This is a genomic window from Providencia sp. PROV255 (assembly GCF_028478065.1).
Lineage (GTDB): Bacteria > Pseudomonadota > Gammaproteobacteria > Enterobacterales > Enterobacteriaceae > Providencia > Providencia rettgeri.
Genome location: NZ_JAMPMI010000010.1, coordinates 165173 through 177344 on the forward strand (window position 1 = coordinate 165173; position 12172 = coordinate 177344).

At 40.4% G+C, this 12172-nt stretch carries 13 protein-coding genes and 1 tRNA gene; 3 read left to right on the top strand and 11 right to left on the bottom strand.

All coding sequences use genetic code 11. The features are described from left to right. Positions 1-464: 464 nt before the first annotated feature. Together mltD and gloB are read right to left on the bottom strand one after the other, a co-directional pair. The gene (gene mltD, locus PR725_RS12305) at positions 465-1835 is read right to left on the bottom strand and encodes a murein transglycosylase D (protein ID WP_272537962.1); all 1371 of its coding nucleotides are present in this window, start codon (positions 1833-1835) and stop codon (positions 465-467) included. 81 nt (positions 1836-1916) lie between these two features. Next, entirely contained in the window at positions 1917-2672 is a 756-nt protein-coding gene (gloB, locus tag PR725_RS12310; RefSeq protein WP_117162848.1) for a hydroxyacylglutathione hydrolase, read from the bottom strand. Positions 2673-2712: 40 nt separating this feature from the next. Here gloB and PR725_RS12315 point away from each other — a divergent pair, with 40 nt between their 5' ends. After that, on the top strand, positions 2713-3447 hold the full coding sequence (locus PR725_RS12315) for a class I SAM-dependent methyltransferase (protein WP_109911903.1): 735 nt from the start codon (positions 2713-2715) through the stop codon (positions 3445-3447). On the opposite strand, the gene rnhA is transcribed toward PR725_RS12315, so the two are convergent. Beyond that, positions 3444-3914, bottom strand: coding sequence for a ribonuclease HI (rnhA, locus tag PR725_RS12320; protein WP_004914473.1), 471 nt, complete (start codon positions 3912-3914; stop codon positions 3444-3446). The genes PR725_RS12315 and rnhA overlap by 4 nt on opposite strands. 54 nt (positions 3915-3968) lie before the next feature. Here rnhA and dnaQ point away from each other — a divergent pair, with 54 nt between their 5' ends. Both dnaQ and PR725_RS12330 read left to right on the top strand, forming a co-directional pair. Further along, a complete protein-coding gene (gene dnaQ / locus PR725_RS12325; protein ID WP_004914471.1) occupies positions 3969-4730 on the top strand; it encodes a DNA polymerase III subunit epsilon in 762 nt (253 codons plus the stop codon). Positions 4731-4883: 153 nt separating this feature from the next. Continuing rightward, positions 4884-4960 (top strand) — tRNA-Asp (locus PR725_RS12330). A gap of 207 nt (positions 4961-5167) precedes the next feature. On the opposite strand, the gene PR725_RS12335 is transcribed toward PR725_RS12330, so the two are convergent. The 8 genes from PR725_RS12335 to PR725_RS12370 all read right to left on the bottom strand — a co-directional run bounded on the left by PR725_RS12335 (position 5168) and on the right by PR725_RS12370 (position 12056). Beyond that, on the bottom strand, positions 5168-5530 hold the full coding sequence (locus PR725_RS12335) for a hypothetical protein (RefSeq protein ID WP_272569197.1): 363 nt from the start codon (positions 5528-5530) through the stop codon (positions 5168-5170). Beyond that, positions 5527-5919, bottom strand: a complete 393-nt coding sequence (locus PR725_RS12340) for a hypothetical protein (RefSeq protein ID WP_249890683.1) — start codon at positions 5917-5919, stop codon at positions 5527-5529. Before PR725_RS12340 ends, PR725_RS12335 begins: the two co-directional genes overlap by 4 nt. Then, the gene (locus tag PR725_RS12345; RefSeq protein ID WP_272569201.1) at positions 5912-6775 is read right to left on the bottom strand and encodes a hypothetical protein; all 864 of its coding nucleotides are present in this window, start codon (positions 6773-6775) and stop codon (positions 5912-5914) included. The genes PR725_RS12340 and PR725_RS12345 overlap by 8 nt, the downstream gene beginning before the upstream one ends. 142 nt (positions 6776-6917) lie before the next feature. Then, the gene (locus PR725_RS12350) at positions 6918-7652 is read right to left on the bottom strand and encodes an outer membrane protein (protein WP_272569203.1); all 735 of its coding nucleotides are present in this window, start codon (positions 7650-7652) and stop codon (positions 6918-6920) included. 627 nt (positions 7653-8279) lie between these two features. Next, complete coding sequence (locus PR725_RS12355; RefSeq protein WP_272569205.1) at positions 8280-9116, bottom strand: DUF932 domain-containing protein; 837 nt, start codon at positions 9114-9116, stop codon at positions 8280-8282. Positions 9117-9175: 59 nt separating this feature from the next. Further along, positions 9176-9601 carry an antirestriction protein gene (locus tag PR725_RS12360; RefSeq protein ID WP_272569207.1) on the bottom strand — a complete coding sequence of 142 codons (426 nt, stop codon included), beginning with the start codon at positions 9599-9601 and terminating at the stop codon, positions 9176-9178. Positions 9602-9692: 91 nt separating this feature from the next. Beyond that, the gene (locus PR725_RS12365; protein WP_272569209.1) at positions 9693-10565 is read right to left on the bottom strand and encodes a GTPase family protein; all 873 of its coding nucleotides are present in this window, start codon (positions 10563-10565) and stop codon (positions 9693-9695) included. Between the two features lie 114 nt (positions 10566-10679). Further along, complete coding sequence (locus PR725_RS12370) at positions 10680-12056, bottom strand: hypothetical protein (RefSeq protein ID WP_272569211.1); 1377 nt, start codon at positions 12054-12056, stop codon at positions 10680-10682. Positions 12057-12172: the final 116 nt, after the last annotated feature.

The window sequence follows — 12172 nt, forward strand, 5'->3', positions numbered from 1 at the left end:
TGTTAACTAATTAAAGCACCTATGTTCAATATAAAAGGTTGCATGTTAATATATTGAAAAATATAAGATTATTGCTAGTTCGTTAAACTTTCGAAGATTATTAATATAATACATAAGCGATATTCGAATACGGACTGGCAGCTCGGACTAAACTAGCCGCGATATAATAATAGCATTATTATCACATATGTCACCAGCAATAAACTACTTTTTCTAGTTTATTAGCAAGTTGTTGGGGGCTGGGTCGCGTATGTTCTGCTTAAACTCAATTTTATGAAGTATTTAAATTATAGTTTAACCATCAGTTATTCTAGTACAGTGAATATGAAGTGTTTATACAAAAGATGTTATAAAAATTATTTTCCTATTTAATTCATTCAAATAATTTATTTTTACTAATAAGAGAATTAAAAATAAAAAAGCTTTTGCCTGAAATAGACAAAAGCTTTGTTGATGAGAATAACTTAAAGATAGAGGTTTAAGGTTACCCCTGGTTTCAGGTCTGCCATTTTAACACCTGAATTCCAAGTCATTAAATCATTGAGCTTTATGCCATGACGTTTCGCAATGCTATAATAGGAGTCGCCTTTTCTTACTTTATAGGTTTTTGCCTTACGGTTACTTGCAGTAGGCGCTGAGCTCGTAACTTTTAATACTTGTCCTGGTTTGATAACACTCGCAGTTTTTAACCCATTTAGCTTTTGAATATTTTTGGCGGTAGTATCGAATTTTTTTGCAATACTCGCGACAGATTCGCCTTTGCGTACTTTATATGTAGCTATTTTAGCTCGATTTTGACGCGCGCTAGAAATTGCAGTGGGTTGTGCTGTTTTTATCTGTTGGTTTTGTTGTGCGGCTAAACGAATAGTGTTTAAAACATCTTCATCTGAGAGTGATGTTTTGAATTGTTCAGCTTTTGCTGTAGGTAACATAATATAATGAGGGCCACTTGGCGATGTTATGCCGCGTGTATAACCAGAATTATACGTTTTTACCGATTCAACAGTTAACCCAGCCAACTCAGCGGCTTGAGATAACGTGATTTGTTGACCAACATCGATTTGAGTGAGTGCTCGATTTTTATTACTTGTTGGCAAATTAACTTGGTACTTTTCAGGATTTTTCAATACTTGGCTAAGTGCTAAGATTTTTGGTACGTATTGTTTAGTTTCTTTTGGTAATGAGAGTGACCAAAAATCAGTAGGTAGCCCGGCAGCTTCGTTTTTCTTGATAGCATTTTGAACACAGCCTTCTCCACAGTTATAGGCAGCAAGGGTGAGCTCCCAATCGTGGCCAAACATAACATTTAAGTTTTCGAGAAGATCAAAAGCTGCTTTAGTTGAAGAAACCACATCCCTGCGCTCATCAACCCATTGTGTTTGTTTTAGTCCATATGAGCGTGCAGTGATAGGAACGATTTGCCATAGACCCGCAGCTTGTGCAGGAGAAGTTGCTTTAGGATTAAATGAGCTTTCAATAATAGGAATTAAAGCTAATTCCATAGGTAAATTGCGCTCATTAATTTCGTCTACGATGAGGTACATGTATGGCTCAGCTCTTAATGCCACATCGTAGACAAAACGTTGTTTATTTAAATAACTATTTGCGAGTTCCCTAATTTGAGGTTTATCAGGGATATCCATTTTTAGTTCATCACTAATATAGCCCCATAGGTCATAGTCGACTTTAGGTAATTGTCGGCTGGCTGCTTGGTTGTGTGATGCAACAGTTTCAATAGTATGATTAGTTGGAGTTTTGTTCTGCTTAATTTTTTTCGGGGCAGTTTGGCATCCGGCCAACAGAACAATGGCGATAAGCGTCGCGATTATCTTCATTCTTTTCTATTGTTCTTCATTTTGATGTTTAAAAGTCGAACAATAATACTTATCCCACCCCGATATGACAATCATTAAACTTTAATATTGGTCTTTTAATTGACGCAACAGGGTAAAAACTGCTCTTAAAGGTGGATTTTGTACATTAATATCGAGTTTTTTCTGTAATTGGTGGTTATCGCATTGCAGAAAAATATTTATTTTTTTCTCTGTTTTCAATGTAGTAGGTACTGTTGGTTGATTTTTGTCACGTATTTGCGTTATTTTTTGTAAATATTGTGTAATCGCTTCATTTTCAGGCCATACATGGTGTGCAAATTTTAGATTAGATAAAGTATATTCATGGGCACAGCAAATTAAGGTTTCATCAGGAAGCTCAGCAATTTTTTGGATAGATTCGAACATTTGTTCCGGTGTTCCTTCAAATATCCGCCCGCAACCGGCAGAGAACAGCGTGTCGCCACAGAATAAATAAGGTGCTTGGTAAAAGCCGATGTGCTCAGAAGTATGGCCTGATAATGCAATAACTTGTAGGTTGAACTCGTTAATTATGACCTTATCACCGTTTTCGACTATTTCTGTCGCCCCTTTAGATTGGGTTTCTTTTGGGCCAAAAACAGGAAGAGTTGTAAATTTGCTTAAAATCCCTTTTACACCACCTGTATGGTCATTATGGTGGTGAGTTAATAGGATGGCGACAGGCGTCAACTGTTTAGCTGTAATTATTTCAAGCACAGGCTCTGCCTCTGCGGGGTCAACGATGATACACTGTTGGTGGCCATCGACTAAAACCCAAATGTAGTTATCGTTTAAAGCTGGTACTCGAATTAACTCCATAATGACCTCGATACTTGTTAATAGTTAATAGGGGAATTTCATGAAGCCTGCGCGTATTGATAAAAAAATTCAAATGCCAGTTAGTTGGTCTGACATTCCTTTTGGAGAACAATATCGTCAAGCCATAGAAAATCAACTTAGCCCTTGGTGGCCGAAGATATTTGGCTTTCATTTGCTTAAGTTAGGCCATTTAAGTACTGAAATCCATACCGAAGGCTGCTTAATCTCCCACCAATTTAATGTTGGTACTGGTGATCCTCGTTTTAATCTTATTGCAAAGCCCGAGGCATTACCATTAACCCAAAAATCGATAGATGCCTGTCTAATGACTCACTGTTTGGCATATAGCCATGATCCTCATTGGCTTTTACGGGAGGTTGACCGGGTGTTAATCGACGATGGCTGGCTAATCATCTCAGGTTTTAACCCTTTCAGTCTTGTCGGAATGGCGAAACTCGTACCTGTTTTACGTAAACGGCAGCCTTATTGTAGCCGTTTTTTCCCCTCTGTTAGGGTATTTGATTGGTTAAGCTTATTAAACTATGAAGTTTTGTATCATCGTAATTGCCAAATATTTCCTTGGTTGAGTGCACAAAGACGAATGAATAAAAACTGTGGGGGAATTGGGGCTTTAAGCGTGATTGTGGCGCGGAAACGGACTTATCCACTGACTCCGACACCACTAAAATTCAAGCAACCGAAGGTTAAGATTGGAACAGCACTCGGTGCGGCGAAGGAGATCAGTAAATCAATGAAGATAGACGACCCTTCTTAGTTTTGTGCAGGCTGGTAACCTGTATCTTCTTTAGTCGGCGCTGACGCGGCAGCTCGAGCCAGTTCATCACATTTCTCATTTTCAGGGTGGCCTGCGTGGCCTTTAACCCAACGCCAATCAATTGTATGTCGTTGGATGGCGTCATCAAGGCGCTTCCATAAATCAACATTGACGACAGGGGATTTATCCGCTTTTCGCCATTGTTTTCGTTTCCAGCCATGGATCCATTGTGTGATTCCTTGTCGTACGTATTGGCTATCAGTGGTTAAAATAATATCACAAGGCCTTGTTAGTGATTCCAATGCAACGATGGCTGCAAGTAGTTCCATGCGGTTATTCGTGGTTAAAAAATATCCATCACTCAATGTTTTTTCATGTTGTTGGTAGCGTAGAACAACGCCATATCCACCCGGGCCAGGATTGCCCAAACAGGAACCATCCGTGAAAATTTCTACCTGCTTTGTCATTTCTGTTACACTCTATATTATTCGTTCCTTTCTAGTTTGACACAAAAAAACATTATGAGCACGGTGATAACCAGACAAATTGTCCTTGATACTGAAACAACCGGTATGAATAAACTCGGTGTTCATTATGAAGGGCACAACATAATTGAGATTGGTGCGGTTGAAGTGATTAACCGCCGACTCACAGGGCGTAATTTTCATGTGTACATTAAACCTGACCGTTTAGTGGATCCTGAGGCATTTGAAGTGCATGGGATAAGTGATGAATTTTTACAAGATAAACCTGTTTTTGCTGACATTGCGGATGAGTTCCTTGAATTTATTCGTGGTGCAGAACTTGTTATTCATAATGCCCCCTTTGATATCGGTTTTATGGACTATGAATTCCGTAAACTCAATAAAGGTATTCCGCCTACGCAAGAATTTTGTACTATCACTGATAGCTTAGTATTGGCTCGCAAACTTTTTCCTGGTAAACGGAATAACTTGGATGCGTTATGTGACCGTTATTTAATTGATAACTCTAAGCGTACACTGCACGGGGCTTTACTCGATGCTGAGATTCTGTCAGATGTCTATTTGGCAATGACGGGCGGGCAAACTTCATTATCATTTTCGATGGATTCAGAATCAGCTAATAATGAGCAAGAGTATGAAATTCAAAGGATTGAACGTCCTCAGAGCGGTCTTAGAGTGATTTTTGCTTCTGATGAAGAAATAATTGCTCATGAAGCTCGGTTGGATATTGTTGATAAGAAAGGCGGCAAACCTTGTCTTTGGCGCCAACCTTCTGATGAAGCTGAAAATTTACACTAATAATTGATTTCATTATTTATACTTGCTTAGGAAAATGGATAGAAAAGCCTCTCAAGGCTAAAAACTGTTCAACTGTGCGATTTAACAAGAAAAAGTGTTGACGGGGTCCTCAAGTATTCGTAATATGCATGGCGTTCCCAGCAGGGAACATCAGGAGCGGTAGTTCAGTTGGTTAGAATACCTGCCTGTCACGCAGGGGGTCGCGGGTTCGAGTCCCGTCCGTTCCGCCATATTGCAACGCCATGCTATTGATTAGCATGGCGTTTTTGTTTTTGAGGTTATTATGGTATGCCATTCAGTATGCCATTTTATTTTGGTTCTCCTTCAATTGCATTAGTGAGTATTGGACGTAATACAGGTATATAGTGAACTCTGATTAAGATGGACAATAATGAAGGTGAGGTTACCCACCTTCAATTATTATTTTATCATGAGTGCTAATTCTTAGTCATGCACTCAAATATCCCCAATGTGTTTATGTTCGTGGTACTAACCCATCCGAGTTTAGCCGATTCAGGTAAATCATCAAAAAGTGTTATGGCATGGTAGAGTTGTACCCATTGTTCATCAGCCGTTCGTTTAGCGACCCAGAATTGTTCTTTTCCTGATGTGGGCTGATAGTTGATAGACTTGGACGTTCTATCAGGTTGCTCATAAATCTGAAGCATATTGGCAGGAGATGAGCTGAACTCAACACAATCTCGATAAGTGGGTTTAGTTTGTTCGCCGTAATAAATTCCCAACGTGACGACAGCAATAATTCCCACAAAAGGAAGGCTATTTAATGCGCGATGTTTCATTGAAAGATAACCTCCACATGGTCAATGTGTTTTCCTTGGCTGTAAGCATCCAGCCACACTTTTTTGTCAATACGGGATAAACGGTAATAGGTATCGAGAGGACCGTCTTCACAATCGCCAGTCGAGGTACTGAACAGCTTATTGGTTTGACTATCAATCACTTCGGCAATTACGAAGGCACATTTAGCGCCCAGATTCACTGTGCTCGTGACGACATAACGTCCCTCGAGGTAATCATCAACACGACAATCCTTATCGGCAATCGCTTGGTTATTACACATTGGTGTAAAACCACTTTTATCGATGGCGGTATCAAATACATTCGTGTTAAAGGCGCTCGCGGTAAAATTGAGGCAAAACACCATGAAAATAAATACGTATTTAGTCATGATTTATCCTCATTGTTGAACCGTCTTTCTGATGGTTGTTTTTCTGATAGGTGAATCGACCTAATGTGATAGCAATAGCCAGTTCGATAAAAAATAACAGGAATAATCCGAACATATTTAATCGGCTAGGCAATAGAACGTTAAGGAGCACCAGTAGCGCGAAGATAACAAGGGAAATGATTATTGATAGGGTTATCCTGAGTTTCCGAGAAGGTGTTGTCGTGTATTGTTGTAGGAAGCCATACCCCCAATACCCCACATAACCTGCGATAGTTCCCACTAGAATCACCATGATATCGAAATTGATTTCGTTGCCAATGCCTATCGCCAAGGCATTCATAATGACAAGGTATAGCGCTAAAAATGTCATTAAACGGAAAATAGGATGCGGATATTTAAATGGATGGGATGCATTTTTAACGGTATGGATATAGACGATAACGCCAGCGCTCAGTCCGATAAGGCAGGCGAAAAGGAGGAAAATAAAAAAGTATTCATAAAGTATAAATATTAAAGCATGGTTAAAAACCATAAAAGGAATAATCCCGATGAGCAATAAGTAGATAACACATAAAGAGGCGATGAAAGCGAAGACAAATGCCAAAATTTTTCGCGTTAGCATTAAACGGAAAGGGATACCCTTAAACCCATAAATGACCCACAACAATATTTGAGAAATCAAGAGTGGGGCTAACATCGCGATAAGGTAATACAGTAGATACATTAAGGGATTACCAATAAATGAGTCGATATTATAGTGATTGGCGATGATGACTGTAAAACCGAATACTAGCACTAAGCTAATGATGAAAAAAATTCGTTCAACACCTAAACGAATATGATTAATTGAATTCATTTGTACCTCTTTTTATTACAATTATTCTGTGAATAAAATTTAACCGCGGTTATTTTTTTGTTTAATCAATAAAATAGCCAACATCAAAAAGGCATGTTGGCTAGGTAAGTTGAGGGTAATCTTTAAGACTGAATGCCAGAGATTAGAATCGGTAAGTCAAACCAAGCATGATATCGTTGGCCTTCACTTTGATTTTTGAGGTGTTTTCCCCATCGCCTACCGCTGTCGTGATGTCGGCTTTTCCGGCATCTAAATAGCGATAACTTAGACCCATATCCCAATCGTCATTGATGGCATAGTTCACCCCCGCACCGACACTCCAGGCAAAGTTATTGGCGGTATGCGAGTGAGTATCATGCAAAGAGAGCCCTGGGGTATAAGCATCTGCGCGGGTGGTTTTAAAATCCATGGCCGCATAGCCTAGCCCGACAGAGATATACGGCGTGAAATTTGAGCTATTTTTAATGTCGTAGTACCCATTGACCATTAACGTATTGAGTTTGATTTGGTTTTTAATATCACGAGTTTGATGTACGCCATTACGCACACGGTCGCGGATATTGTAGGTTGAATTCGCTTTATCACGCGCCATAAACTCCAATTCAGCGCGAACAGGGATATCAAACTGATTGGAAAAGTCATAACCTAACGCAAGTCCACCGCCAAATACGCCAGTACGATGGCTATCTCCATTTTTTGTACCATTATCACCGGCATCAGCATAGCCGCTGTAGACAAACTGCTGGCCAGACATTTGCACAATGGATGCGCCCATTTTACCTGTGACATAAAGCCCCGTTTTACTGCCATCCGTGTTAGCGAATGCCGGTAATGAAATGCACCCCATGAGGGCGGGAACAATAAACGCTTTTTTCATGATTGATTTCCTTTTAATCAATATCACATTAAATAGGGTTGAATCGCGTTATGTCAGTGGAAGGCATGAAAGATTTGACTCAATCACCTTAATATCACTGACATAAAGATAATTTTGCGTGAGATAGTTTAACTTAATCGATCTGTTTTACCTATCAATAATTAGAATACGATCGGTAATATCGATCATAACTATCAATAAACGGTTATCGATCGGCGTAATCGATCAATTGTTGTTTTGGTGCTTAAATAAGAAAAAGAATTGATGAGAGAGTGAGTCAAAATGGAAGGGAATAAAATGATGTTTAAAGAATGCTCTCCTTTCTTGAATAGGTTGGTATGCTCGATATTATCAAGTACCAAAATACGGGAGAAGTCTCTATGTTAGCGCTAACGCTTTATAAGCAACGCCGTTTCCTCATGTTATAGATATGAAAGCCGAACTCCGTTAAGACCCAATGGTTTGATGTATTCCATTGAATCATTCCTTTTTTCTCCAGCGAGTTGAGTGTCCTTTTGTTGCAGAGTGAGCCATAATTGAGTTTCACATTACTCAAGGTTTTTAGCTGCCGTTCTGATAATTTCATCGCGTTCACCGTAAGATCCAATTATTTAACGTATACTGTGGCTATAGTTGTTCGCGTCCAGCAAAATGAGCATGCATTTGTTCTGTCAGTACCCACAACGCTTTATTAAGCTTAATATCCCCATCAATTCCGTTCACTGAACGCGTGCGAGCGCGTTTACCTTTGGCATTCCTGCCTGATAATCCTCCCTTGATTAAATTTTCCTGTAATCGTTGGTACACTGTCCAAAGATCGTCTTTCTTATCCTCAAAACGGCGGGGTTGTAAGACTTGAGCTTCAGTTATTGGTTGATGTTCCTCACCAAAGCGATAGGTTAAAGTCGCATGCGCCAAGGCCTGTTGTGCTGGTGGCGGTAATAGTAAGGACTGCATTTGCTCACGTTTTTCAGCGATAGCATCAAACGTATCTAACACTTCGTAAGCCCCTTCAATCACTTTATCGACGACATTACCTTTATGGGGAACTCTGACCTCCCCAAAGGTATCGCCACAAACCAGCCCATTTTGACAAACATAGCGAAAAAAGCCCGGTAACATTTGATAACTGCTTGAACCATCATGGCTATTAAGTAAGATGATTTCAGGCACTTGGCTACCCGTAATTTGGTCATGACGTCGGAGCCGTAACATATGCTTAGTATGATCACGACGGCTGTCATCTCGCACACGAGTTTGGCATGCAAAGAACGGATAAAAACCTTCTTTTTGCAGGCTATCCAATAAGGTAATCGTAGGAATAAAAGTATACTTTTCGCTACGAGATTCATGCTTTTCTTCAGAGAACACACTGGGTACTGTGCGAAATAACTCTTCGAGAGTTAACGGGCGGTCACGGCGAATGCTATTCGCCGTACCAAAGCGGGACGCTAAGCGAGTCATAATGAATTTCCTTTAAAATGAAGTGGATAGGTAATGCGAAGGCGTAAATAAGGACGTGGTTAATCGATTAGATGGAATATGGCGGAACGTTCTGGGTGTTGCGCCGCATAATCACGCAATTGATAAAAGCGATCGACGAGGATGTCACTTTCCATTTGAAATGACCATAAACTGTACATCATCAAACACACGGCAATGCCTGCCGCTTCGCAACTGACGTTGGCTTCGTTACCGTTATGTGGGTTGAACAGCGTCAGTGTCTCTTGAGGTAAATCGGGATAAATAAAGGCGCCACCATTGGATAAGGTACAATATTCCCAATACCCGCCGTGGTAGTCCTCACAAAACTGTCCCATAGTGGTAAATATGACCACTTCAAAGGTGCTCCATCCTTTCACGCTTCCGAAGTGGTTGATCCAAAAATCCAGGCGTTGCTCATCGGGAACGAGTGTCATTGTAATTGCACATTCAGTTGAATTATTCATCAGTTAATACTCCAAGAAAAAGAAATAAAAAAGCGCCAGCCCTTAACGGGACTGGCGCTGAGAGTGATAATTAATGGTTTAATGTAAGAGGTTAAAAGAACATTCTCCACAGGGATTTAGCGACGGAGACGATACCGTTTTTAACGGTGCTAACCGTACTTCTTATCAATGGCGGCAAGGGAATGATATTGATTAAGGTATCCACAATATCACTGACACATTGACCAAAATCGTTACGTGCGGCGTTCTCCACCGATTGCGTCCGGTAAGGGGTGTTCAGTTGCCTAGCTACTCCGCTACTGGCTTGCGCCGGTAACGCCTGTATGAGTTGCTCTGCTAATTCAGTGAGTTGATAGTTTTCGACCGCAGAAACTGTTATCACAGGATGATGCGGCTTAAAGGCGGTTATGACGGCTTGTTGCTTTAATTTTAAGTTATAGGCCTGCTCTGAGGATGGTTGATGCTTGTATTCATCCCACTGGCGACAAGGCTCTATTTTATCGGCTTGGTTCAAGACAAATAGAAATTGATTAGGTTGGTAACCGCATTTCTTCGTGAGAAAGCGATAGCACTGTTCATCAGAAGACCATGCTCGGTCATCGGCCTTGAGTACCCAAATGATTAAATCGAATTCTGGTAATAAGTTGCGATAGAGCTGGTGGTACTCTTTATCCCGCTCAAGGCTTTCCCCCACGCCGGGTAAATCTACAAAAGTGAGAGTATGGTTGTTCATCGTCATGCTGAAGCGTTGGGCTTGGCGTGTGCAGCCTGAAACATCACTCACAGGTGATAGGGTTGATTGAAACAGTGCATTGATCAGACTGGATTTTCCTGCACCCGTTTTCCCCATTATTCCAATGGTGGGTGAGTAGTTGATTACATTGTTAAGTTGGGTGAAAAAGGGGGGCTGAAATGAATGCGGTAAGGTGGATAGCGCGGTTCTTAATTTGGAGTGTTGAGCCATATTATCGCCTTGAATTAAAATGTTGATTATTCAAAACGATAATATATATATGAGATTTTTTGTAATAATACTGTAAGTTGAACCTCATGTTGAACCGAATCAACGACAAAGAAATTAGTATTCAATATACTCATTTAATATAGAAGTCATTTTCTCTGGTTTTCCTTTCAGCGACATATTCAGCAACCTTCTGTAATCCATACTACGAACATTCAGAGATTGACCAGATTCATAGTTAATACAATTACCATTATCAAGAGCATGACAAGAACGGCTAGTTCGGTGAGATACAAGGTAATACCGAGCACAGTATCCAATAACAGCAAATAGCCGGTATGCAGGATCATCATTCCCCTTTTTCGGTCTAATTTCAAAAGACTGGCGTTGATCGCCTCCATTGGTAATATGTTCCCATAACGAAACCGTATCGGCAACGCTAGTTTTTGACAGATCATAAACAGTATTCCCTGTCGGATCGTCTGTATCCAGTCCCACCAGCCCGAAGAGGACATCTTGTTCAGCATGGTTTAGAGGCAATAGTGTCCGATATCTATTTTTTTTAATCTGATTTAAAATAACAGAATAATGATCACCATCAAAATGATAGGCAAGAGCCAGAGCAAGCCGATCAAACTGTGACTCAAGACAACGTAATGCGATCAGTATTTCCTTCTGCCAGTGACTGGGAGTAGAGGTATTATCCTCCGAAACCTCTACGTGATTAATTGCATAGCCGTATTCAAAACCATAATCTGTTTGCTTTGCATGGAACCAGCTAGCAGAATATAGAGCCACATCGTTAGAGGATGCCACACTGAGGCAAGCATCATTTACTTGAAAATCATCACGAAGTGGCGGGTTTAATGGCAATTCAGGTCGATATCCTGTTGGGTACAATTTTAAAATAATAGCTCGTATAGCAGGTGACAAGTCATCGCTAAGGATAGTCTGTTTTTTGCTATGGTCATTCAACCTTTCAAGTGAAAGAGGCCAACGTTCCCTCATTCCGTCTACTGGGTCTGGTAACTCCTCCCTATAAGTAAAAACATGCGGGTAACTCTGATGATGCCTCACTGTGGAGGAGAATTTTTTATCCCCCTTGGCCGAATATTGATATGTAATACCTTCCTTCTCCAGCCAGTCGAAAAATGTCACATCCAAGCATCCGTCAAGCCGTCGGTCAATAATCAGCACATCAGGTTTTCCTGTTATTTTTTGTACATGTTTGTTTGAATAGGTGCGTGACCAGAAATCGCAAAGAAATCGAGTTACAGAAAGCATGCTTTCTGTAACGAAGAAACGGCGATAATGAAGGGGTAAATTTTTGACTGAAATTCCGGCAACATAGATGGGTTCAAAACCATACTCATGTGCGTTTGCAATCATCTCGCGAAACCGTACTACGCCATACTCAGAATGCCAGAAAACTCTTTTGCATTTCTGAATAGTAAAATAATGAACTCGCTTAAATAGATCTTCTTGATTGTCCATTCTATCTTTTATTCATCACTCCGCTTTTACAAGCACGATACACCGAGAGACTGAATGATAGCCTACCCTCGACAACTGCGGTAAACCCAACCCCCAACTTTCAACTGATATTCAAT